Source organism: Kribbella sp. NPDC004875 (assembly GCF_042873375.1).
In the GTDB taxonomy this organism is placed as follows: Bacteria; Actinomycetota; Actinomycetes; order Propionibacteriales; family Kribbellaceae; genus Kribbella.
This window is the reverse complement of the sequence record NZ_JBIALI010000001.1, coordinates 110298-131874: the sequence shown is the minus strand read 5'-3', so window position 1 is coordinate 131874 and position 21577 is coordinate 110298. Positions and strand designations below refer to the sequence as shown.

Genomic DNA, 21577 nt, shown 5'->3' with positions numbered 1-21577 from the left:
TGGTCGAGCATACTGACAGTATACCGACCGGTGTGGTTACTGTCGCTGTCATGACCAAACAGCAGGCGCTCGCCTTGGCCGCCGGTGCCGGTTTCGTCGTGTTCTGGAGCTGCGGCTTCATCGGTGCACGGTGGGGCACGGAGTACACCTCCGCCTTCGACCTGCTCGCCTGGCGGTTCCTCGTCGCAGGGGCGCTCGGGGTCGTGATCCTGGCGATCCGCCGGCCGCGGATCTCGCGCCGGGACCTCGTGTCGCAGGCGTGGATGGCATTCCTTACGCAGTTCGTCTACCTCGGCCTGATCTTCACCGGCATCGACCACGGCATCACGGCGGGAGCTACCGCGTTGATCGGATCGCTGCAGCCGCTGCTGATCGCGACCGTCGCCGGCCCGTTGCTGGGGGAGCGGGTCAGCCGGCGTCAGTGGTTCGGACTGGTGATCGGACTCACCGGCGTCGGCCTGGTCGTCGCCGACGACCTGAGCACGGGCCATGGTTCGCCCTTGCTGTTCCTGGTCCCGATCGGCGGTCTGCTCGGCCTCGTGGCCGGTACGTGCCTGGATCGTCATCGCAAGCCGAGTACGAACTCTCTGGACGCACTCGCCCTCCAGAGCCTGGTCTCCGCCGTCCTCTTCACCGCGCTGGCCGCTGCTACCGGCCAAATGACCGTGCCCGACCAGCCGGGCTTCTACGGAGCCGTGCTCTGGCTGGTGCTGCTGGCGACCGGCGGCGGCTGGGGTCTGTACCTCGTGAACCTCAAGCTGTCCGGTGCGACCCGGATCAGCGCATTGCTCTACCTGGTCCCGCCGACCACGATGGTGTTCGCGTTCCTGCTTTTCGGCGAGACGATCGGTGCGCTGGCCGTCGTCGGCATGCTGGTCTGCGCCGCCGCCGTACTGCTGATCCGGCTCGGTGAACAAGTACGCTGCGGGGATGGCGGAACCCCGGTGGCTGAACCAGACAGAAGCGCAGGCGTGGCGTGCGTACATCGCGGCGCAGCGAGTGGTGAGCGGCCGGATCGAGCAGCAGCTGCAACGCGACGCCGGCATTCCGCACACGTACTACGAGATCCTCGTCCGGCTGTCCGAGGCGCCCGACAACCGGCTGCGGATGAGTGAGCTCGCGGTCGCCACGCTCGGCTCCCGCAGCCGCCTCTCGCACGCGGTCAACCGGCTCGAGCAGAACGGCTGGGTCAAGCGCGAGGGTATCGAGTCCGACCGCCGCGGCCAGGTCGCGATCCTCACCGAACTCGGCCGGCAGAAGCTGATCGACACCGCCCCCGGCCACGTCGAGGAGGTCCGCAACTCGATCTTCGACGCCCTCACCCCGGAACAGGTCGAGCAGTTGTACGACGTCTGCGCCACGCTGGCCCGCCACTCCGGGGACACCGTCGACCGAGCGGCCTGGGAGCGGAACTGAAATGAGGCGCCCGGTCGCGCTCCTCGCGCTGACTGCCCTCGCCGTGGCCGGCTGTGGCGGCAACGACGCACCGACCGCGGGACCGGCCACTGTCCCGTCGTCGACGGCCCCGGCAACCGAGGAATCCAGTCCGCCCACCGACAGTGCCACCCCGCTCGAGACGGCGACCGCCAAGCCGTCACCGACGAAACAGCCGACCAAGGCACCGAGCTGTGTCGACCAGAAACTCCAAGCACTGACTCTGCGCGAGCAGGCCGCTCAGTTGATCATGACCGGCGTCGACGCGAGCGGCATGAGCTCCGCCCAGCGGACCGTCGTACGGCAGCAGAAGCCCGGCAGTGTCTTCCTGGTCGGCCGCAGCGGCAGCCTGTCGCACACGCGATCGGCGACGGCCGCGATGACGACTGCGGCCACGGTGAAGGGGGTCCGCCCGCTGATCGCGGCGGACCAGGAGGGTGGCCAGATCCAGCGACTGAAGGGTCCCGGTTTCGACCGGATCCCCGCGGCCACCGTGCAGGGCACCTGGTCGAGTTCCGAACTCACCGCGCAGGCGCAGGACTGGGGCAGCCAGCTCAAGCAGGCCGGCGTCACCGTCGACCTCGCGCCGGTCGCGGACGTCGTACCGAGCTCGTTGAAGTCGCAGAACGCGCCGATCGGCGAGCTGGACCGTGAGTACGGCAGTACGCCGCAGATCGCCGGGCGCGGCGTGCGGGCTTTCGTCCAGGGCATGCGCCAGGCGGGCGTGGCGACCTCGGTGAAGCACTTCCCGGGGCTCGGGCGGGTGCGCGGCAACACCGACTTCGCGGCGGGGGTCGTGGACAACGTCACGGTCCGCGACGACGCCGATCTGCAGCCGTTCGCGGACGGCATCGCGGCCGGTACGTCGATGGTGATGATCTCGACCGTGACGTACACCAAGATCGATCCGGACAACCGCGCGGTGTTCTCGCCGACCGTCATCCAGGGCATGGTCCGCGGCGACCTCGGCTGGCGTGGCGTCGTGATCACCGACGACGTGGGCGCCGCCGCCGAGGTCGCGGCGGTCCCGGCCGGCGACCGTGCGACCCGGTTCGTCGCGGCCGGCGGCGACATCGTCATCAACGCCAAGGCGGGGCTGACCGCGACCATGGTGAACGCCCTGGTCGCGAAGGCCGGGGAGGACAAGTCGTTCGCGGCGAAGCTGACGGGTAGCGTGCGGCGTGTGCTGACCCTCAAACAGGATCATGGCCTGGTGAGCTGCGGATGACCGACGCGGAGCAGGACCAGGAACAGGAGCCGGACTACCGCTTCACCCTGGCGAACGAGCGCACGTACCTGGCGTACCTGCGGACCTCTCTCGCCTGCTACGCCGGTGGCCTGTCCGCGGTGCAGTTCCTCGACCTGGGGCCGGACCGTTGGCCGGCACGGGTCATCGGTGTCATTCTGGTCTGTGCCGGTATCGTGACCACCGGCGGGGCGTTCCGCCGCTGGCAGCAGAACCTGATCGCGATCCGCCGCGGCGGCGCGCTGCCGGTGACCCGGCTGCCGTTGATGCTGGGGGCAACGATCGCGATCGTGGGCCTGGTCGGCCTGCTGTTCTCCCTCTGGCGCTGACTGTGGCGATGAGCACACCGGATCCCGGCCGGCAGCCCGAGCGGACGCTGCTCGCGTGGCGCCGTACCGCACTCGGACTGATCGCCAACGGAGCCTTGCTGCTTGCCTCCGGCCACGGCTCGTCCGACGTCCGGACCGGCCTCGGAATCGTCGTCCTGGTGCTCTCTTTGGGCTGCTGGACGGCGGTCAGCGCCGTCTATCGGCGGACCAAAGGAGGGGCGATCCATGCCCTCGGCCATCAGCACGTACTCCGGGTCGCGGCCGGTCTGGTGCTCGTCGTCGGCCTCTTCGACCTGTACGCCGTCATCACCCGCTGAAACTGATCGGTTACCCGTTGTGGGCCGCCTGACTGGCAAGTTCACCACGACGCGCTAGGTTGACCTGGGCTGATGCCACGTCAACCGCATGTTCCCCCTAGCATGTTCACGGTTTGTCCCTCGTTCATCCGGAGCTTGAAGTGCCGTTACGTCTGCGTCCGAACGACCCGACGTTCTACGACCTTTTCACCGAGTCCGCCAACCACCTCGTGGACGGATCCCGGATCTTGGCGGAACTGCTCGGCAGTACGGCGGGAACAGGTCTGTCCTCGAGCCATCAGATCGCCGCCCAGATGAAGGACGCCGAGCACGCGGCCGACGAGACCACGCACTCGATCATCCGCCGGGTCAACTCGACGTTCGTCACGCCGTTCGACCGCGAGGACATCTACCGGCTGGCGTCCGACCTCGACGACGTCATGGACTTCATGGAGGAGGCGGTCGACACCGTCCACCTCTTCAACCTGGAGAAGCTGCCGGAGGAGATCGCCGAGCAGATCGAAGTACTCCAGCGGGCCGCCCAGCTGACCGCGGAGACGATGCCGCGGCTGCGGACCATGAAGGACCTGGCCGAGTACTGGATCGAGATCAACCGGCTGGAGAACACCGGTGACGCGGTCCACCGGCGGCTGATCGCCAAACTGTTCAGCGGCGAGTACGACGCGCTGACCGTGATGAAGCTGAAGACCGTGGTCGACCTGCTGGAGGCCGCGATCGACGCCTTCGAGCACGTCGCCAACACGGTCGAGCAGATCGCCGTCAAGGAGTCCTGAGCGTGGAGCTCGCGCTCGTCATCGCCGTCGTCGTGATCGCCCTCGGCTTCGACTACACCAACGGCTTCCACGACGCCGCCAACGCGATCGCCACCTCGGTGTCGACGCGCGCGCTGACGCCGCGGGTGGCGCTGGGGATGGCCGCGGTGATGAACTTCCTCGGCGCCTTCCTCGGCACCGAGGTGGCCGAGACGGTCGGCAAGGGCATCATCGAGACCCCCTCGGGCCAGCACGGCCTGGTGGTCGTGATCGCGGCCCTGGTCGGCGCCATCACCTGGAACCTGATCACCTGGTACTTCGGCCTGCCCAGCTCCTCGTCGCACGCGCTGATCGGCGGCCTGGTCGGCGCCGGCCTCGCCTCGGCGAGCACCGTGCTGTGGTCCGGCATCGTCGACAAGGTCGTCATCCCGATGGTGCTGTCGCCCGCGGTCGGGTTCGCCGGCGCCTTCCTGCTGATGACCGCGATCCTCTGGCTCTTCCGCAACCGCAACCCCGGCAAGACGACGCGCGGGTTCCGGCTCTCGCAGTCGCTGTCGGCGGCCGCGATGGCGCTCGGCCACGGCCTGCAGGACGCCCAGAAGACGATGGGCGTGATCTTCCTGGCGCTGCTCACCACCGGGCACGCGAACGCCGGCGACGGCATCCCGGTCTGGGTGAAGCTGGCCGCCGCGACCGCGATCTCGCTCGGCACCTACTCCGGTGGCTGGCGGATCATGCGGACGCTCGGCCGCCGGATCATCCACCTCGACCCGGCCCGCGGGTTCGCCTCGGAGGCGATCTCCGCGACCGTGCTGTACGTGATGGCGATCGGCCTGCACGCCCCGGTCTCCACCACGCACACGATCACCTCCGCGGTGATGGGCGCCGGCGCCACCAAGCGGCTGTCCGCGGTTCGCTGGGGTGTTGCCAAGGGCATCGTCACCGCCTGGGTGCTGACCATCCCGGCGGCCGGGATCGTCGCCGCGCTGGTCTACGAGATCGTCCACCGGATCCTCGAGTAACCCTTCGGCAATCCTCGCTCCCGGTGTCCGAACCGGTTCATTTCGAATCACTCACCCGGCCTACGGTCGATCGGCATTGCCGATCCTCCGCACGCCCCTGGGGAAGTGGTCGCATGGACCTGTCGTTCGGCCGTGCTCTACGGGCTGTACCTGATCATCCCGCAGTTCCACTAGAGGCCCAGGAGGTACGACGGGCGGTCTGGCGGCTGCCCGTCGTACCAGCTGCTAGCGGTTCCAGCGGCGGACTGCCTTGGCCACGTCCTTGGCGCGGATCGAGCCGAGGTTGTACTCCCACGCGGCCAGCAGTCGGTCGCCGAGGACCTCGGCGTCGAGGTACATCCGCGGCCGGACCGCCACCGCCCAGGTCGCCGCGGCCGCGTGCCCCTGCTGGTGCAGCAGGTGGTCGACCGTCGCCTGGATGCGGGCGATCTGTTCGCCGCGCAGGCCGTCCGTGGCCCACTCCTGGAGGATCTGCGGGTCGTCGGCCGTCATCCGGGCCAGATAGGTCAGCGGGCCGCGCCAGAAGCCCTTGCTGCCGATGCTGTCCAGGGTCTCGAGCGGGAACCAGCCGTTCTGGTTCCGTCGCCCGTTCACCGCGGACTCGATCTCGCGGGCGCGTTCCGTGGTCAGCCCCTGGACCGCCCACTCGACGAAGAACGCTCCCGCGTCCGGGATGTGCTCGGCCACGTGCGGCGCCGGGGTCATCGCCCCTGGGTCGAACAGATGTAGCTCTTCCGGTGAATCGAACAAGACCTTCCCCGCCGTTCAGTACCCGGGCCGCGATGGCGACCCGCCGTACAGGGACCCCCCAGGTTCCTGTTCAGTCAACGAGTGCTTTCGTACCCTCGATCCGGGTCGAGGGTCAAGGTCTTGTCCGCGCCATAACGGACCGAGCGGTCCGGAGTCAGTTCGCCTGCTCGCGTTTCTCGGCGCGACGGGCGAGCTCCTCGCGGTCCAGTCGCTCGGCCTCCTGCGGGGTCGGCGCGCTGCCGCCGTACGCGGCCGGCAGCCACCAGGCGCCGGCCGGCTGCTCGGGATAGCCGCGGATCGTCTCGTCGAGCATCCCGGCCATCGTCGACCGCAGGTGCGCGGTCGCCTCGGCCGGGTCGTCGTCCGCGGTCACCGTGATCGGCGCGCCGATGCTGATCGCGATCGGGCGGTGCCGGGAGAAGTCCCGCGGGTGGTCCTTGGTGAACATCCGCTGCGTGCCCCACAGGATCATCGGGAGCACCGGCACGCCGGCCTCCGCGGCCATCCGCACCGTGCCGGACTTGAACTCCTTGAGCTCGAACGACCGGCTGATCGTCGCCTCCGGGAACACCCCGACCAGCTCGCCCGCGCCGAGATAGCGGATCGCCTCCTGGTACGACTCCGCGCCCGCGTCCCGGTCGACGGGGATGTGGTGCATCCCGCGCATCAACGGACCCGAGTACCGATTGCGGAACAGCACCTCCTTGGCCATGAACCGGACGAGCCGCCTGGCCGGCAGAGCGCCGTACCCGCCGAGGACGAAGTCGACGTAGCTGATGTGGTTGATCGCGATCAGCGCCCCGCCGGTGCGCGGGACGTGCTCGGTGCCGGTCCGGCGGATCTGCAGGTCCAGCACCGTGAAGGCGGTCTTCGCGAAGGCGATGACGGGCGGGTACACGAGGTCGCGCATCCCTAGAAGGTACCGGCTCGATAGAGTAGCGGTGACAACTTGAGATCGCGGGAGCTCGCACCGTAGTGGGCTGAGAGGGCGGCTGGCCCAGGGATTCGACACCTGGCCGGCGCCGCCGACCGCCGAACCTGTCCGGGTAATTCCGGCGTAGGGAGCACCAGCATGGTGAATGTCAGCACGATCCGTCCGGCGGTCACCACCGGCCCGATCTCGGGCTCGGAGAAGATCTACCGGGGGGACCTCGGGGTGCCGGCGCGGCGCGTCCACCTCACCAACGGCGAGCACTTCGACCTCTACGACACGTCCGGTCCGTATACCGACCCGTCGGCCGGGATCGACGTCCAGGCCGGACTGCCGGCGCTGCGGCAGGAGTGGATCGCCGGCCGCGAGCCGCGGACCCAGCTCGGGCACGCCCGGGCCGGCGTGATCACCGAGGAGATGAGGTACGTCGCCCTTCGGGAAGGACTCGATCCGGAACTGGTTCGCGACGAGGTCGCGCGCGGCCGCGCCGTGATCCCGGCGAACCGGCGGCACCCGGAGAGCGAGCCGATGATCATCGGGAAGAAGTTCCTGGTGAAGGTGAACGCGAACATCGGCAACTCCGCCGTCAGCAGCTCGATCGAGGAAGAGGTCGAGAAGCTGGTCTGGGCGACCCGGTGGGGCGCGGACACGGTGATGGACCTGTCCACCGGGAAGAACATCCACGCGACGCGGGAGTGGATCCTGCGCAACTCGCCGGTGCCGATCGGGACGGTGCCGCTGTACCAGGCCCTGGAGAAGGTGAAGGGCGATCCGGCCGCGCTGTCGTGGGAGGTGTACCGCGACACGGTGATCGAGCAGTGCGAGCAGGGTGTCGACTACATGACCGTGCATGCCGGCGTACTGCTGCGGTACGTGCCGCTGACCGCGCGGCGGATCACCGGGATCGTGTCGCGGGGTGGGTCGATCATGGCGGCGTGGTGTCTCGCGCACCACCAGGAGTCCTTCCTGTACACGCATTTCGCGGAGCTGTGCGAGATCCTCCGCGAGTACGACGTGACGTTCTCGCTGGGCGACGGGTTGCGGCCGGGATGCATCGCGGACGCGAACGACGAGGCGCAGTTCGCCGAGCTGCGAACGCTCGGGGAGTTGACGCGGGTCGCCTGGGAGCACGACGTCCAGGTGATGATCGAGGGGCCGGGACACGTTCCGATGCACAAGATCGCGGAGAACGTGCGGCTCGAGGAGGCGCTCTGCGGCGAGGCGCCGTTCTACACATTGGGGCCGTTGGCAACTGACGTGGCGCCGGCCTACGACCACATCACGTCGGCGATCGGCGCCGCGCAGATCGGCTGGCTGGGTACGGCGATGCTCTGCTACGTCACGCCGAAGGAACACCTCGGGCTGCCGGACCGGGACGACGTGAAGACCGGCGTGATCACGTACAAGATCGCCGCGCACGCGGCGGACCTGGCCAAGGGGCATCCGGGTGCGCAGGCCTGGGACGACACGTTGTCCAAGGCAAGGTTCGAGTTCCGCTGGGAGGACCAGTTCAACCTCTCGCTGGATCCGGACACCGCACGGTCCTTCCACGACGAGACGCTGCCCGCCGAACCCGCGAAGACCGCGCACTTCTGCTCGATGTGCGGCCCGAAGTTCTGCTCGATGCGGATCACCGCCGACATCCGCGCCTACGCCGAGGAGCACGGGCTGACCTCGACCGAGGCCATCGAGGCCGGCTTCGCGGAGATGTCCGAGACCTTCAGGTCCACCGATCAGAAGCTCTACCTGCCGATCACCGACTGATCGCCGATCCCCGCTCCCGGCCGGTCGCCGGGAGCGGGCCCGGCAGGGCGACTGCCTGTGAGACTGGATACGGGGAGTAGTTGGCTGAAGCGATTCAGGTTTTGGCCTTCACTCTACGTGAATAAGACTGTAGCCTTAAGCCGTTCGGAAGGAGGTACAGGGATGGTCTTCGTTCTCACCGTAGATCAGCGCGGCAGCCGAAGCACGAGCGATCTCGTACCCGAGCTACTGAACTCCCTGAACCGCCGCCCACGGCGGACCGGACTGCTGCGGAAGTTCGAGCGGACCGCCGGCGACGAGGTCCAGGGCGTGCTCTCCGAGGCCCGTCCGACGATCGACGTGATCGTCGAGCTGCTCCGCGCCGACAGCTGGTACGTCGGGCTCGGTGTCGGCGCGGTCGTCGAGCCACTGCCACGCAGTACCCGGGCCGGCAGCGGTGACGCGTTCGTGTTCGCCCGCGAGGCGGTCACCCGGGCCAAGTCCAGCCCGCACCACCTGAACGTGGTCGGATCGGACACCCGGACCGCGGAGCAGGTGGAAACGGTGCTCTGGCTGATGGCGTCCGTACTGCGCCGGCGCAGCGACCGTGGCTGGGCGGTGGCGGACCTGCTGGCAGAAGGACTCACGAGGCGGGAGATCGGCGTGAAACTCGGCATCAGCCAGTCTGCGGTGACGCAGCGGGCGCAGGCCGCCGGATTCGCGGAGGAACAACGCGGACGGGTGCTTGCCGCCGACCTGCTGGCCGCGGGAGTCGCTGCGTGACGGCACTGGTCCTGTCGCTGACCGCTGCCGCGCTGGTCCTCGCCGTCCTCGCGTGGGTGCCGAAGTCCGGTTCCAACCTCGAGATCATCATCAGCGGCGTGATGCTGGCCTGCCTGGCCACCGTCGGCGTCCTGCTCCTGGCCGGTCACGGAGTGACGGGCTGGGCCGAACGCTGGTGGAACGTACTGCTCCTCCTGGCCGGGGGGTTGGCAGTGATCGGCGGTGGGCCGCTGACAACCTCTGTGATGGCTCTGGCCGACCGGGGCAACACCAGAGCACAGTCGACCCAGAAAGCCGGCGAGGTACTGCGTGGCGGCGCCCTGATCGGTGCGCTGGAACGGATGGCCATCTACGCCGCCCTGGTCTCCGGCTGGCCGGAAGGCATTGCCATCGTGCTGGCGATCAAGGGCCTCGCGCGGTACCCGGAGCTCCGCAGTCCCGATCAGCCGGCGTCGGTCACCCCACAGGCCGTCGCCGAGCGCTTCATCATCGGCACGTTCACCAGCGTGCTGTGGGCGGTCACCTGCGCCGGACTGCTCCGCTCGCACTGACGATCAGGGGCGGATGACGACGTCCCCGACGGCCTTGTCGTGCCAGGTCTGCTGCTTGTCGTCCCAGAGCGGCCAGAGCACGTTCAGCAGGCAGAGCTGGTTGAAGATCTGCGCGCACACCTCGCGACCGATGGTCTTGCCCATGCCGATCAGCTGACCGTTGTGCGCGTCAACGACCCGCAGCCCGGTCACCTTCTTGCCGAACGACTGACCGGTCCGGCCCTGCTGGACGATGCGGTTCCACACCCAGACCAGGAACGCCACCACGAAGCCACCGATCATCGCGATCCCACCGCCCGCGCCCAGCTCCTCCTGGTCGCCGTTGACGATCAACGCGACGAGCACGCCGGCGATCGCCGGGATGGCCGTGAGCAGCGAGTCGAGCAGCGAGGCGCCGACCCGGATCGGCCAGTCCGCGAGGCGGCCGGGCGGCGCGTAGCCGTACCCGTAGCCGGCCGGTCCCGGAGCGCCTTGTCCGTAGGGGTTGTAGCCCTGGTTCGGGAACTGCCCCGGCTGGCCAGGCGGGTACTGACCGCCGTACGGGGTGGGAGGAGGGCCGCCGTACGGGCCTGAGGGAGGGGTGGTCACGAGGGGTCCTCTCTGGGTGCCTGGGCACGAGTATCGCGGACTCGGCCGGAACGAGCGGACGCCGCGGCCTGTTCAGGCCACGGCGTCCGGAAGTCGTCAGGCCGGTGTCAGAGCTTGACGACGTACGTGTTGTTGATCTTGTCCGCGAACGTCTGCCGCTTCTCGTCCCACAGCGGCCACAGGTAGCCGATGTAGCAGGAGGCGCTGTCGAGGATGTGGGTGAGCTGACGCAGGAACGTCTTGCCGGCGCCCAGCGGCTGACCGGTCTCGGCGCCGATGAGCTTGAGCCCGAGCACCTGCTTGCCGACCGTCTGACCGGTGCTGCCCTGGCGGATGATGTAGTTCCAGATCGCCAGGCCGATGCCGATCAGGTAGAAGACGATCGCGATGATCGCCACGCCCGAGCTGCTGCTGTTCGACAGGGCGGAACCGATACCGTACGGCACACCGACGATCAGACCGTCGATCAGCGCGCCACCGACCCGGTTCGGCCATGCGGCCAGGTTGCCCGGGAGGCCGCCGCCGAAGCCGCCCGGCTGACCGTACTGGCCGTAGCCCGCCTGGCCGCCGTACGGCTGCCCGTACTGGCCCGGCTGACCGGGCTGCTGCCCGTACTGCCCCGGCTGCTGGGGATATCCCGGCTGCTGCCCGTAGCCCGGCTGCTGACCGTACTGCTGCCCGTACTGCCCCGGCTGAGCGGGCTGCTGGCCGTAGCCCGGCTGCTGGCCGCCGTAGCCGGGCTGCTGCCCGTACTGGCCCTGCTGCTGACCGGGCTGACCGTACTGGCCTGGCTGGCCGTACTGACCCGGCTGCTGTGGGTCCTGCGGGCCGTAACCCGGCGGTGGCGTCGGAGTGCTCACGACGATCCCTTCTATGAATAACTGTTGAGGAGTGAGTTGCAGGCTAGTGGTCGGACGGCTCAGACCCCTCGACGGATCCCACGTGATGAGAGTTACCGTTGTCGGGTGAGCGTCTCGCAGAGCGTCGTACTTCGGCCCGCCGGACCGGTCCAGCCGCTGGACCGCCGCGTGTGGGGCCTGTCCGCGGTCGGTGTCGGCGGGTTCGCACTGGCCGGCGTGTACCAGCTGTCTGGTCTCGGCATCCCGTGCATCCTGCACGCCACCACCGGGCTGAACTGCCCGCTGTGTGGATCGACCCGGATGGCGGCGGCCCTGCTGCGCGGCGATCTGGGCGCCGCATGGCACTTCAACCCGGTGATCCTGGTGCTCGGGCCGCTCGTTGGTGTTGCCCTCGGCTACCAGGTGCTCGCCTGGACGCTCGAGTCACTGCGACTGGTGCGCCTGCCCCGGCTGTCGATGAGTCCGCGGGCCGCGGACTGGGTGCTGAAGGGCGTGCTCGTCCTGCTCGCCGTGTACGGCGTCGCACGCAACCTGCACTGAGAACCGGACAGCCGGGGGCGCGGGTCAGTTGCTGTAGTTGATGATCGAGCCGACGACCGACAGCGCGATCGACACGATGCCGCCGATCCAGGCGACCTTGGCCAGCGTGTCCGGACGGCCCTGCTCACGGAACTTGCCCTGCGCAATCAGACCGAGGACGACCGAGGCGATACCGCAGCAGAACCAGCAGACGATGCCGATGATGGCCAGCGTCTGCGGGGTGTTGCTCTGCGGCTGCGCGCCGTAGCCGTAGCCGGCCTGGCCCTGACCGTACGAGCCGTACTGGCCGGGCTGCTGCCCGTACGAACCCGCCTGCTGCTGACCGTAACCGGCCTGCTGCCCGTAATCCTGCTGGCCGTAGCCCTGCTGCTGCCCGTACTGACCAGGCTGACCCGGCTGCTCGCCGTAGCCGCCCTGCTGCCCGTAACCGCCCTGCTGGCCGTACTGCCCCGGCTGACCCGGGTACTGCGACTGGCCGGGCTGCTGCCCGTACTGACCGGGCTGCTCTTGGCCGTACTGACCAGGCTGCCCGTACTGGCCCGGCTGCTGGCCGTACTGGCCCGGCTGCTCAGGCTGACCCGGCTGGCCCTGCTGACCCGGCTGGCCGTACGGATCGGACTGTCCGTACGGGTTCGGCTGTTCACCCGGGGTCTCTGGGGTGTCCTGCGGCCGGTTCTGGTCGTTCTGGTCGTCGCCGGGAGGTGGCGTCGGTGTGCTCACCGCGGTTCCCTTCTGAGAACGTCGAGGAATCCTCGCAGGCTATCTTTTCCACAGGTTCCCGGTCACGCCCCCACACCGGGCCGCGGAACGCTTAGGGTCTGCCTGTGACTGAAACCCCTCGTGAACCGGTACCCGGTCAGGTTCCCGGCGGCGAACCGACCCGCCACCTCCCGGTGCAGTACTCCGCCCCTCCCGCCTTCGAGGCCGCCCCACAGGCACAACCAGGTCCTTACGGGATGGCCCCTGGAGCGTTCCCGCCGCCGGTCGGCGGGCATTACCAGCAGCCGCAGATGCCCTTGCAGGCGTTGCCGGCCGGTCCGGTGCTGGTCACCGTCGGCGACATCTCGGTCGAGCAGCAGCGGATCGTGACCCCGGCCGGCGTGCTGCCGACACATGGCGCGAACTGGTCGGCGATGGACATGTCGCGGACCGAGGAGAAGATCCCCGCCTGGGCGATCATCCTGGCGATCGTCTTCGCGCTGGCCTGCCTGCTCGGGCTGCTCTTTCTGCTTTGCAAGGAGCGCCGGACCACCGGTTTCGTCCAGGTCACCGTGCAGAACGGCAACCGCACCCACAACACCCACGTCGGCGTCGGTTCCCCCCGCGATGTCGCCGATGTGCTTGCCCGGGTCAACTTCGCCCGGACGCTTTGTGTGTAAGGGGTTCTGAAAGCAGCGGCCGCCGCGACAGGTCTCGTCGCGGCGGCCGGCAGCGTGGTCCAGCGCAGCGTCGTACCCAGGATCAGCCGAAGCGGCCGGTGATGTAGTCCTCGGTCGCCTTCTCCGACGGGTTGGAGAAGATCTGCTTGGTCGGGGCCATCTCGATCAGCCGGCCGGGCTTGCCGGTCGCGGCCAGGTTGAAGAACGCGGTCTGGTCCGAGACCCGCGCCGCCTGCTGCATGTTGTGCGTGACGATCACGACGGTGAACTTGTCCTTCAGCTTCTCGATCAGGTCCTCGATCGCCAGCGTCGAGATCGGGTCCAGGGCCGAGCAGGGCTCATCCATCAGGATCACCTCGGGCTCGACCGCGATCGCCCGGGCGATGCACAGCCGCTGCTGCTGTCCACCGGACAGGCCCGCGCCGGGCTTGTCGAGGCGGTCCTTGACCTCGTTCCACAGGTTCGCGCCCTGCAGCGAGGACTCGACGACCTCGGTGAGCTTCTTCTTGTCCTTGACACCGTTCAGTTTCAGGCCGGACGCGACGTTGTCGAAGATCGACATCGTCGGGAACGGGTTCGGCCGCTGGAACACCATGCCGACGACCCGCCGGACCGCGACCGGGTCGACCCCGGAGCCGTACAGGTCCTGCTGGTCCAGCATCACCTTGCCCTCGACGCGGGCGCCGGGGATCACCTCGTGCATCCGGTTCAGGGTGCGCAGGAAGGTGGACTTGCCGCAGCCGGACGGGCCGATGAACGCTGTGACCGAGCGGGGCTCGACCGTCATCGACACGTCCTCGACCGCCTTGAAATCGCCGTAGTAGACGTTGAGGCCGCTGACCTCGATGCGCTTCGCCATATCGACTCAGAACCTCTCGTGACTATTTCGACTTGATGGTGCTGAACCGGGCGATCAGCCGGGCCAGCAGGTTGAGGGCGAGGACGAGCAGGATCAGGGTGAGCGCCGCTGCCCAGACCCGGTCCGCGGCGTTCGGCAGCGCGAGCTCGGTGCGGTCCTGGTTGATCATCGTCGGCAGTGCGCCCATGAACCCGTTGAACGGGTTCAGGTTGATGTTCTTCGAGTAGCCGACCAGGATCAGCAGCGGCGCGGTCTCACCCATGACGCGGGCCAGACCGAGCATCACGCCGGTGATGATGCCGCCGAACGCTGTCGGGACGACGACCTTGAGGATCGTCTTCCACTTCGGCACCCCGAGCGCGTACGACGCCTCGCGTAGCTCGTCCGGGACGAGCTTCAGCATCTCCTCGGTGGACCGCAGGACGACCGGGAGCATCAGCAGTACCAGCGACAGCGACACCGCGAACCCGACCCGGTTGAAGCCGAACACCGTGATCCAGACCGCGTAGACGAACAGCGCGGCGACGATCGACGGGACACCGGTGAGGATGTCGATCATGAAGCTGACGACCTTGGCGATCCGCGTGCCCTTGCCGTACTCGACCAGGTAGACCGCGCCGAGGATGGCGATCGGCACCGCGATCACCGCGGTGATCAGGGCCATGATCAGCGTGCCCATGATCGCGTGGTACGCGCCGCCGCCGGCCCGCCGCACGGTGATCCCGCGCTGCGACTGGCTCCACCAGTCGGCACTCAGCAGCAGGTGGTACCCCTTGGTGATCACCGTGAGCAGGATCCACAGCAGCGGGATCATCGCGATCACGAACGCCAGCACGATCAGCACCGTGGCCAGCGTGTTCTTGAAGGCCCGGGCGCCGGACTTGCCGGTCAGGTCCAGGACCTTCCCGTCGTACGCCGGTTTGTTCTCTGCGATCGCGCTCATACGGAAGCTCCTTCGGCTGCGCCGGAACGGCGGTTCCGGCGGGGGCGCTTCTTGCCACCCGGGCCGCTGCGGTCGACGATGATCCGGGCCGCGGAGTTGACCAGGAACGTGACCACGAACAGCACCAGACCGGCCGCGATGTACGCGCCGGTCTTCTCCGGCGAGTCGAACTCGGCGGCGTTGTTGGCGATCTTCGACGCGAACGTCTCGCCACCGGCGAAGATCGACGAGTTCCACGGGTCGTTGCCGTTCGGCACCGACAGGATGATCAGCACGGCGACCGTCTCACCGAGCGCCCGGCCGAGGCCGAGCATCGAGGCGCTGACCACACCGGAACGCCCGTACGGCAGCACCGACAGCCGGATCATCTCCCAGCGGGTCGCGCCCAGCGCCAGCGCGCCCTCGCGGTGCGAGATCGGCGTCTGCGCGAAGATCTCCCGGCTGATCGCGGTGACCACCGGCAGGATCATGATCGCCAGTACCACCGACGCGGTGAAGACCACGCCGACGTTGTCGCCCGGCGGCTTCTCGAACAGCGGGATCCAGCCGAGTGCGGCGGCGATGCCGTTGATCACCGGCTGCAGGATCGGCGCGAAGAACAGGATGCCCCACAGGCCGTAGACGATCGACGGTACGGCGGCCAGCAGGTCGACCGCGTGCGCGACCGGCGCGGCGAGCCGCTTCGGTGCGTAGTACGTGACGAACAACGCGACGCCGATCGCGACCGGTACCGCGATCAGCATCGCGATGATCGAGCTGATCACCGTCGTGTAGAAGAGCGCCGCGATACCGAACCGGGGCTGGTCGCCGCCCGGCTCCCAGATCCGGGAGAACAGGAAGCTGCTCTTGTTGTCGGCCAGCGCCGGGATCGCCAGCGCCAGCAGGAAGATGCCGACGAACGCGACGATCAGGACCACCAGGCCGCCGGACCCGCGGGCGAGCCCGCCGAACAACCGGTCACCGAGGTGACCGACCGCGCCCAGGTCGAGCTTCGCACCGGTCTCGGTCGTCGTCGGCGTGGTCTGGGGCGTGCTCTCTGGGGCGGCAGCCGTGATCGCCGCCTCCTCGGTGCCGGATTCGGTCATCACCTCGGTGGACTGCTGCATCCCCGGGTGATCAGCGTGTTCGGCGTGTTCGGCGGCCAGACCACCGAACTGCGGCGTCGGGCCGGCGTCCTCGTGGACCAGATCCTCGATCCGGGCTTCGGCGTCCGCCGTGGCTGCCTCGCCGGCGGTCGTGCCGTCCGGCCGGTCGGGCGGTGCCGTGCCGTCTGGACTACTCATCGATGGTGCTCTCCAAGCGCCTGAGTCGTGAATGTCACGTCTGGGTCTGACGAGGCGAAGCCCCGACCGCGTCTCCGATGACTCGGACCGGCCGGGGCTCGCATCAGGACAGCTCCGCGATCAGCTGATCGCCTTGATCGCGGCCTCGACCTTGGTCTGGATCTCGGCCGGGAGCGGCGCGTAGTTCAGGTCGGTCAGCGACGCCTGACCGTCCTTGCTGACGAAGTAGCTCAGGAAGCTCTTCACCATCGCGGTCTTCTCGGCCGGGAGGCCCTTGGTGCAGGCGATCTCGTAGGTGACCAGGATGATCGGGTACGCACCCGGGGCCTTGGTCGCGTAGTCCAGCTTCAGGGCCAGGTCGGACCCGGTGCCGGCCGGCTGCGCGGCGGCGAGGGCCTTGCCCGCGGACTCCGCGGACAGGTCGACCGGGGTGCCCGAGCCGTTGTCGATCTGCGCGACGCCGAGCTTGTTGTCGACGGCGTACGACCACTCGACGTAGGTGATCGAGTTCTTGGTGCTCTTCACGCCCTCGGCGACACCGGCGGACTTCTCCTTACCGGCACCCGTGCCGGTCCACTTCTTCGCCGGGTCCTTGGTCCACGCGCCACCGCCCGCGGCCTTCAGGTACTTGGTGAAGTTCTCGGTGGTGCCGGACTCGTCGGAGCGGAAGAAGACCGAGATCGGGGCCGACGGCAGCGTGACGCCGGGGTTCAGCTTGGCGATCGCCGGGTCGTTCCAGGTCTTGATCGCGCCGGAGAAGATCTTCGCGGCGGTCGGGCCGTCGAGGACCAGCTTGTCCAGGCCGTCGACGTTGTAGGCGATCGCGATCGGGCCGATGACCATCGGCAGGTCGACGGCCGGGTTGTTCGCGCAGCGCTTGGTGGCCGCGGTCATCTCGTCGGGCTTCAGCGCCGAGTCGGAGCCGGCGAAGTCGACCTGGTTCGCGTTGAACTGCTTGATACCCGCGCCGGAACCGGTCGGGTTGTAGTTCACCGTGACGTCGGCGCACTTCTCGTTGTACTTGCTGATGACCTCGTCGATGGCGTTCTTCTGCGCCGAGGAGCCTTCAGCGTTCAGGGTGCCCTGCGGGCAGTCGGCGGCGGCCGGGGAGTCCGAGCTGCCGGAGCTCGAGGAGCCGGACGGCTGGGGGTCACTGCCACAGGCGCTCAGAGCGAGAACGCCGAGGGATGCCACGGCGACGGAGCCGACGCGGAGCAGGCGATTGACGGACACGAGAGTGTTGCCCTTCTGCGGGAATCAGACTTCTGAACTTCCACAGACGGTAGGGAGACGAGGTGACCGACCGGCCCGTCGCTGGTGAACGAGCGGTGAACGGTTCCGGTAGCGTGTGCGACGCCTGGCGTGCCGACAGGCGGCTATTAGGTGAACTGAGTTAAGAGCGGTGACTCTCCGTCGATGTAAACGGCTTCTCGCTCACGTTTTGGTAACGCTCAGCGCTTGGCTTCCGTGAACGTTCGATGTTTCGGTGAGCTGTCAGCTGGAGAAGTCCTCCGGCGCGACGCCGTCCAGGAACTGGCGGAAGCGCTCGAGCTCGGCCTGCTCCTCCTCCGGGGTGGCGACGCCGGCCTCCCGGAGTACCTCTTCGGTGCAGCGGATCGGCGTACCCAGACGGACTGCGAGCGCGACGGAGTCACTCGGCCGGGCCGACACCCGGGCGCCGTTGGCGAGGACGAGCTCGGCGTAGAAGACGGCGTCGCGCAGCTCGACGATCTCGACGGCGTCGATGTGGACGTCGAACGCCTCGATCAGGTCCCGCATCAGGTCATGGGTGAGCGGCCGGGAGGGGCGCAGGCCCTGTTCCTCGTACGCGATCGCGGTGGCCTCGACCGAGCCGATCGAGATCGGCAGGTAGCGGTAGCCCTCGGTCTCCCGCAGCATCATCACCGGGGCCCGGTTGGGTGATTCCATCCGGATCCCGACCAGTGTCAGTTCTCGCATCATCGTCATGGTGCGCCACGAACCTCTCCTCAGACCGGCACCGGGGTGGGGCGCCGGTTCCTCGGGTAGGAACATACCCGTCAGCTCCAGTGTCACCCGACCGGCCCGTCGGCCGTGCCTGGATCGTCACCGAGCCGTGTCGCGCTGCTACGGCGCCCTGAGGAGCCCCTGAGGAGCCCTAAGGAGCATGGAACCGGTCGTGGACCAGGCGGCCGTCCGCCAGGCGGTGGACGACCAGGAACGAGCCGGTGGAGAACTTGCCGACCTTCACGCCCAGCTCCCGCGACAGCGCCGCCAGCACCGGCCGGTGCGAGCAGACAACCGTCACCTTGCCCGGTTTCCACGCCCGCTCGGACAGGCCACGCAGTCCGCCCGGATCGGCCTCGTACCCGCGCTCGGAGATCTCCGGCCACAGCGTGATGTGCCGGTTGATCGAGGCGGCGTACGGCGCGACCGTCGCCACGCAGCGCTCCGCGTCGCTGCTGATCACGCGGTCGACACCGAGGGCCGCCAGTACGCCGGTCAGTCGCTCGGCCACGGCCTTGCCGTTGCTGGTCAGCGGCCGCAGCGTGTCCTTGCCGTCCCAGTCCTTCCGCTTCACCGCCTCCGCGTGCCGGACGATGACGATCGTGGCCACGACCGGCACCACGTGCTCCAGTGCGTCCAGGATGTCCACGTCGCGCGGATAGCTCAGCTTGTTGCGCGCCTTGTCCACCGGGAGCCAGCTGATCTCGTCGACTTCGTCGTTCGGCTCGAACTCACCGTCGTCGACCGGTACGGCGGACCAGTAGTGCACGAGCTTCTCAGCGGTCCCGCCGTTCTTGCGGACCTGATAGCGCTGCACGCCGAGCGGTGGACCGAAGACGACCCGCTGTCCGGTCTCTTCCTCGATCTCCCGTCGCGCACCGAGCAGGACGTGCTCGTGCGGGGTCAGCTTCCCCTTCGGCAGGGACCAGTCGTCGTACCGGGGACGGTGCACCAGCAGCACCTGCCTGGTGTCGCGGCGTTCCCGCCAGACGACACCACCCGCGGCGATCACGGTCGGCGTGTTGCTCATCCGTTCACCCTACGAAATACGCTCCGTGCTAGCCGATGGGTTCGATCGCGCGGCGACGTCCACGGGTCGCGATCAACCGCTCCTGCAGGTCGCGGAGCGGCTCGCCGTCAGGTGCGCTCAGCCGGGGCTGCCAGGTGTCGTCCGCCTGCAGCCACCAGGACCCGGTGGTCTCGTCCAGCGCCAGGTCGAACAGCTCACCCAGCTCGGTGATGTGGTCCCGCTCCCGCAGCTGCACCAGTACCTCGACGCGGCGGTCCAGGTTCCGGTGCATCAGGTCGGCGGAGCCGATCCACACCTCCGGCTCGCCACCGTTCTCGAACAGGAACACCCGGCTGTGCTCGAGGAACCGGCCCAGGATGCTGCGCACCTGGATGTTCTCCGACAGACCGGGTACGCCGGGACGCAACGTGCAGATGCCGCGGATCCAGAGGTCGACCGGTACGCCGGCCTGCGACGCCCGGTAGAGCGCGTCACAGGTGGCCTCGTCGACCAGGCTGTTCACCTTGATCCGGATCCGGGCGGGACGGCCGGCCAGGTGGTGCTGTACTTCGCGCTCGATCCGCTCGATGAGCCCACGCCGTACCGACTGGGGAGCGACCAGGATCCGCCGGTAGCCGGCGCTGCGGCCGAAGCCGGACAGGTGGTTGAAGAGCAGTGCGACGTCCTCGGTGACCACGCGGTCGCTGGTGAGCAGTCCGAGGTCCTCGTAGAGCCGCGCGGTCTTCGGGTGGTAGTTGCCGGTCCCGATGTGCGCATAGCGGCGCAGTCCGTCCGGCTCGTCGCGGACGACCATGGAAAGCTTGCAGTGCGTCTTGAGACCGATCACGCCGTACACGACGTGGCATCCGGCGTGCTCGAGCTGACGGGCCCACTTGATGTTCGCCTGCTCGTCGAAACGCGCCTGGATCTCGACCAGCACCAGCACCTGCTTGCCGGCCTCGGCGGCGTCGATGAGCGCGTCGACGATCGGGGAGTCACCACTGGTGCGGTACAGCGTCTGCTTGATCGCCAGCACGTGCGGATCGGCGGCGGCCTGCTCGATGAAGCGCTGCACGCTGGTGGAGAACGAGTCGTACGGGTGGTGGACCAGCACGTCGCGCTGCTTGAGCGCGTGGAACATGTCGGCCGGGTTGGAGGTCTCCACCTCGGCCAGGTGCGGATGCGTCGACGGGACGAACGCCGGGTACTTCAGCTCGGCCCTGTCCAGGCCGGCGATGGTGAACAGGCCACGCAGGTCCAGCGGGCCGGGCAGCTCGAACACCTCGGCCTCGGTGACGCCCAGCTCGGACAGCAGCAGCGCCTTCACCTGCGGGTCGATCGACTCCTCGACCTCGAGCCGGACCGGCGGACCGAACCGGCGGCGCAGCAACTCCTTCTCGAGCGCGGCCAGCAGGTTCTCGGCGTCGTCCTCCTCGACCTCGAGGTCCTCGTTGCGGGTTACCCGGAACGTGTGGTGCTGGATGACCTCCATCCCCGGGAAGAGCTGGCCCAGATGCGTCGCGATGACGTCCTCGAGCGGCACGAACCGGCCGTCGGCGACATTCACGAACCGCGGCAGCAGCGGCGGCACCTTCACCCGGGCGAAGTGCTCACCGCCGGTGTCCGGGTTACGGACGACGACCGCCAGGTTCAGGCTCAGGCCGGAGATGTACGGGAACGGGTGCGACGGGTCGACCGCCAGCGGCGTCAGGACCGGGAACACTCGGTCCCGGAAGAACCGGGTCATGTCCTCGCGCTCGGAGTGCTCCAGCTCGTCCCAGCGCAGGATGTCGATGCCCTGCTGGGTCAGCGCGGGCTGCACCGACTTCCGCCAGGTCTCCGCGTGCCGGTCCATCAGTTCGCGGCTCTTCGCCAGGCTGCGGTCCAGGACCTCGCGGGGGAGCAGACCGCTGGCCGCCTTCACCGCGACGCCGGCCGCGATCCGGCGCTTCAGACCGGCGATCCGGACCATGTAGAACTCGTCCAGGTTGCTCGCGAAGATGGCCAGGAACTTGGCCCGCTCGAGCAGCGGGATCCGGTCGTTCTCGGCGAGCTCCAGGACGCGCTGGTTGAACGCCAGCCAGCTCAGCTCCCGGTCCGAGAACCGGTCCGCCGGGAGGTCGCCGGCCGCACTGATGTCGTACGGCGGTTCGACGTCGTACTCCCGGTTGTGCGATGCCAGCAGGTCTCCAGCCACATCGACCAGGATTGCATTGTTTGGTGAACAAGGGGTAGCCGTCCGCGAGTTCACCGATGTGACGTTTCCATTGCC

General features: G+C 68.4%; 24 protein-coding genes and 1 riboswitch. Of the genes, 12 read left to right on the top strand and 12 right to left on the bottom strand.

Annotated features, from left to right (window positions below; all coding sequences use genetic code 11):
- Window positions 1-50 precede the first annotated feature (50 nt).
- From ACFYRH_RS00655 to ACFYRH_RS00625, 7 genes are all read left to right on the top strand, one after another.
- Window positions 51-1115 carry a DMT family transporter gene (locus ACFYRH_RS00655; RefSeq protein ID WP_387765853.1) on the top strand — a complete coding sequence of 355 codons (1065 nt, stop codon included), beginning with the start codon at window positions 51-53 and terminating at the stop codon, window positions 1113-1115.
- Window positions 1003-1416 carry a MarR family winged helix-turn-helix transcriptional regulator gene (locus ACFYRH_RS00650; protein WP_387765851.1) on the top strand — a complete coding sequence of 138 codons (414 nt, stop codon included), beginning with the start codon at window positions 1003-1005 and terminating at the stop codon, window positions 1414-1416. The genes ACFYRH_RS00655 and ACFYRH_RS00650 overlap by 113 nt, the downstream gene beginning before the upstream one ends.
- Window position 1417: 1 nt before the next feature.
- Window positions 1418-2662 (top strand): glycoside hydrolase family 3 N-terminal domain-containing protein, encoded by a 1245-nt coding sequence (locus ACFYRH_RS00645; protein ID WP_387765848.1) that lies wholly within the window; start codon window positions 1418-1420, stop codon window positions 2660-2662.
- Window positions 2659-3009 (top strand): YidH family protein, encoded by a 351-nt coding sequence (locus tag ACFYRH_RS00640; RefSeq protein ID WP_387765846.1) that lies wholly within the window; start codon window positions 2659-2661, stop codon window positions 3007-3009. Before ACFYRH_RS00645 ends, ACFYRH_RS00640 begins: the two co-directional genes overlap by 4 nt.
- An 8-nt stretch (window positions 3010-3017) precedes the next feature.
- The gene (locus ACFYRH_RS00635) at window positions 3018-3326 is read left to right on the top strand and encodes a DUF202 domain-containing protein (protein WP_387765843.1); all 309 of its coding nucleotides are present in this window, start codon (window positions 3018-3020) and stop codon (window positions 3324-3326) included.
- Between the two features lie 140 nt (window positions 3327-3466).
- A complete protein-coding gene (locus ACFYRH_RS00630) occupies window positions 3467-4099 on the top strand; it encodes a DUF47 domain-containing protein (protein ID WP_387765841.1) in 633 nt (210 codons plus the stop codon).
- A gap of 2 nt (window positions 4100-4101) precedes the next feature.
- A complete protein-coding gene (locus ACFYRH_RS00625; RefSeq protein ID WP_387765838.1) occupies window positions 4102-5100 on the top strand; it encodes an anion permease in 999 nt (332 codons plus the stop codon).
- A 225-nt stretch (window positions 5101-5325) separates the two neighbouring features.
- Here ACFYRH_RS00625 and ACFYRH_RS00620 read toward each other — a convergent pair whose 3' ends face one another.
- Together ACFYRH_RS00620 and ACFYRH_RS00615 are read right to left on the bottom strand one after the other, a co-directional pair.
- A complete protein-coding gene (locus tag ACFYRH_RS00620; RefSeq protein WP_387765836.1) occupies window positions 5326-5805 on the bottom strand; it encodes a hypothetical protein in 480 nt (159 codons plus the stop codon).
- 199 nt (window positions 5806-6004) lie between these two features.
- The gene (locus tag ACFYRH_RS00615) at window positions 6005-6760 is read right to left on the bottom strand and encodes a lysophospholipid acyltransferase family protein (protein ID WP_387765833.1); all 756 of its coding nucleotides are present in this window, start codon (window positions 6758-6760) and stop codon (window positions 6005-6007) included.
- 37 nt (window positions 6761-6797) lie between these two features.
- Window positions 6798-6931: riboswitch (TPP riboswitch) on the top strand.
- On the opposite strand from ACFYRH_RS00615, the gene thiC reads away from it, so the two are divergent.
- From thiC to ACFYRH_RS00600, 3 genes are all read left to right on the top strand, one after another.
- Window positions 6923-8545, top strand: a complete 1623-nt coding sequence (thiC, locus tag ACFYRH_RS00610) for a phosphomethylpyrimidine synthase ThiC (RefSeq protein ID WP_387765831.1) — start codon at window positions 6923-6925, stop codon at window positions 8543-8545. It overlaps the preceding riboswitch by 9 nt.
- Before the next feature lie 162 nt (window positions 8546-8707).
- The gene (locus tag ACFYRH_RS00605) at window positions 8708-9307 is read left to right on the top strand and encodes a transposase (RefSeq protein ID WP_387765828.1); all 600 of its coding nucleotides are present in this window, start codon (window positions 8708-8710) and stop codon (window positions 9305-9307) included.
- Complete coding sequence (locus ACFYRH_RS00600; protein ID WP_387765825.1) at window positions 9304-9858, top strand: hypothetical protein; 555 nt, start codon at window positions 9304-9306, stop codon at window positions 9856-9858. Before ACFYRH_RS00605 ends, ACFYRH_RS00600 begins: the two co-directional genes overlap by 4 nt.
- Before the next feature lie 3 nt (window positions 9859-9861).
- Here ACFYRH_RS00600 and ACFYRH_RS00595 read toward each other — a convergent pair whose 3' ends face one another.
- Window positions 9862-10446 carry an RDD family protein gene (locus tag ACFYRH_RS00595; RefSeq protein ID WP_387765822.1) on the bottom strand — a complete coding sequence of 195 codons (585 nt, stop codon included), beginning with the start codon at window positions 10444-10446 and terminating at the stop codon, window positions 9862-9864.
- 107 nt (window positions 10447-10553) lie between these two features.
- Window positions 10554-11306 (bottom strand): RDD family protein, encoded by a 753-nt coding sequence (locus ACFYRH_RS00590; protein ID WP_387765819.1) that lies wholly within the window; start codon window positions 11304-11306, stop codon window positions 10554-10556.
- A 105-nt stretch (window positions 11307-11411) separates the two neighbouring features.
- Here ACFYRH_RS00590 and ACFYRH_RS00585 point away from each other — a divergent pair, with 105 nt between their 5' ends.
- A complete protein-coding gene (locus tag ACFYRH_RS00585) occupies window positions 11412-11846 on the top strand; it encodes a DUF2752 domain-containing protein (protein WP_387765816.1) in 435 nt (144 codons plus the stop codon).
- A 24-nt stretch (window positions 11847-11870) separates the two neighbouring features.
- On the opposite strand, the gene ACFYRH_RS00580 is transcribed toward ACFYRH_RS00585, so the two are convergent.
- Window positions 11871-12566 (bottom strand): DUF4190 domain-containing protein, encoded by a 696-nt coding sequence (locus ACFYRH_RS00580; RefSeq protein WP_387765813.1) that lies wholly within the window; start codon window positions 12564-12566, stop codon window positions 11871-11873.
- A gap of 236 nt (window positions 12567-12802) precedes the next feature.
- Between ACFYRH_RS00580 and ACFYRH_RS00575 the strand changes: the two genes are divergently transcribed.
- Window positions 12803-13225 carry a hypothetical protein gene (locus ACFYRH_RS00575; protein ID WP_387765810.1) on the top strand — a complete coding sequence of 141 codons (423 nt, stop codon included), beginning with the start codon at window positions 12803-12805 and terminating at the stop codon, window positions 13223-13225.
- Between the two features lie 82 nt (window positions 13226-13307).
- Here the strand turns inward: ACFYRH_RS00575 and pstB are convergent, their stop codons facing one another.
- The 7 genes from pstB to ACFYRH_RS00540 form a co-directional block, all read right to left on the bottom strand.
- Window positions 13308-14084: a phosphate ABC transporter ATP-binding protein PstB gene (gene pstB / locus ACFYRH_RS00570; RefSeq protein ID WP_387765807.1), complete on the bottom strand. Its 777-nt coding sequence runs from the start codon at window positions 14082-14084 to the stop codon at window positions 13308-13310.
- Between the two features lie 22 nt (window positions 14085-14106).
- On the bottom strand, window positions 14107-15027 hold the full coding sequence (pstA, locus tag ACFYRH_RS00565; protein WP_387765804.1) for a phosphate ABC transporter permease PstA: 921 nt from the start codon (window positions 15025-15027) through the stop codon (window positions 14107-14109).
- Window positions 15024-16112 (bottom strand): phosphate ABC transporter permease subunit PstC, encoded by a 1089-nt coding sequence (gene pstC, locus ACFYRH_RS00560; RefSeq protein WP_387771656.1) that lies wholly within the window; start codon window positions 16110-16112, stop codon window positions 15024-15026. The genes pstA and pstC overlap by 4 nt, the downstream gene beginning before the upstream one ends.
- A 318-nt stretch (window positions 16113-16430) precedes the next feature.
- Window positions 16431-17543 carry a phosphate ABC transporter substrate-binding protein PstS gene (gene pstS / locus ACFYRH_RS00555; RefSeq protein ID WP_387765801.1) on the bottom strand — a complete coding sequence of 371 codons (1113 nt, stop codon included), beginning with the start codon at window positions 17541-17543 and terminating at the stop codon, window positions 16431-16433.
- A gap of 261 nt (window positions 17544-17804) precedes the next feature.
- Window positions 17805-18269: a bifunctional nuclease family protein gene (locus ACFYRH_RS00550; protein ID WP_387765798.1), complete on the bottom strand. Its 465-nt coding sequence runs from the start codon at window positions 18267-18269 to the stop codon at window positions 17805-17807.
- A gap of 178 nt (window positions 18270-18447) precedes the next feature.
- The gene (locus ACFYRH_RS00545; RefSeq protein ID WP_387765795.1) at window positions 18448-19326 is read right to left on the bottom strand and encodes an NUDIX domain-containing protein; all 879 of its coding nucleotides are present in this window, start codon (window positions 19324-19326) and stop codon (window positions 18448-18450) included.
- A 28-nt stretch (window positions 19327-19354) separates the two neighbouring features.
- Window positions 19355-21514 carry an RNA degradosome polyphosphate kinase gene (locus ACFYRH_RS00540; RefSeq protein ID WP_387771653.1) on the bottom strand — a complete coding sequence of 720 codons (2160 nt, stop codon included), beginning with the start codon at window positions 21512-21514 and terminating at the stop codon, window positions 19355-19357.
- Between the last annotated feature and the right edge of the window lie 63 nt (window positions 21515-21577).

Bases quoted from the DNA above. Each gene is read 5' to 3' on its own strand.
- ACFYRH_RS00655 (WP_387765853.1), top strand. From the start codon at position 51: ATGACCAAACAGCAGGCGCTCGCCTTGGCCGCCGGTGCCGGTTTCGTC.
- ACFYRH_RS00645 (WP_387765848.1), top strand. From the start codon at position 1,418: ATGAGGCGCCCGGTCGCGCTCCTCGCGCTGACTGCCCTCGCCGTGGCC.
- ACFYRH_RS00640 (WP_387765846.1), top strand. From the start codon at position 2,659: ATGACCGACGCGGAGCAGGACCAGGAACAGGAGCCGGACTACCGCTTC.
- ACFYRH_RS00635 (WP_387765843.1), top strand. From the start codon at position 3,018: ATGAGCACACCGGATCCCGGCCGGCAGCCCGAGCGGACGCTGCTCGCG.
- ACFYRH_RS00620 (WP_387765836.1), bottom strand. From the start codon at position 5,805: ATGACCCCGGCGCCGCACGTGGCCGAGCACATCCCGGACGCGGGAGCG.
- ACFYRH_RS00615 (WP_387765833.1), bottom strand. From the start codon at position 6,760: ATGCGCGACCTCGTGTACCCGCCCGTCATCGCCTTCGCGAAGACCGCC.
- thiC (WP_387765831.1), top strand. From the start codon at position 6,923: ATGGTGAATGTCAGCACGATCCGTCCGGCGGTCACCACCGGCCCGATC.
- ACFYRH_RS00605 (WP_387765828.1), top strand. From the start codon at position 8,708: ATGGTCTTCGTTCTCACCGTAGATCAGCGCGGCAGCCGAAGCACGAGC.
- ACFYRH_RS00575 (WP_387765810.1), top strand. From the start codon at position 12,803: ATGGCCCCTGGAGCGTTCCCGCCGCCGGTCGGCGGGCATTACCAGCAG.
- pstB (WP_387765807.1), bottom strand. From the start codon at position 14,084: ATGGCGAAGCGCATCGAGGTCAGCGGCCTCAACGTCTACTACGGCGAT.
- pstA (WP_387765804.1), bottom strand. From the start codon at position 15,027: ATGAGCGCGATCGCAGAGAACAAACCGGCGTACGACGGGAAGGTCCTG.
- pstC (WP_387771656.1), bottom strand. From the start codon at position 16,112: ATGACCGAATCCGGCACCGAGGAGGCGGCGATCACGGCTGCCGCCCCA.
- ACFYRH_RS00550 (WP_387765798.1), bottom strand. From the start codon at position 18,269: ATGCGAGAACTGACACTGGTCGGGATCCGGATGGAATCACCCAACCGG.
- ACFYRH_RS00545 (WP_387765795.1), bottom strand. From the start codon at position 19,326: ATGAGCAACACGCCGACCGTGATCGCCGCGGGTGGTGTCGTCTGGCGG.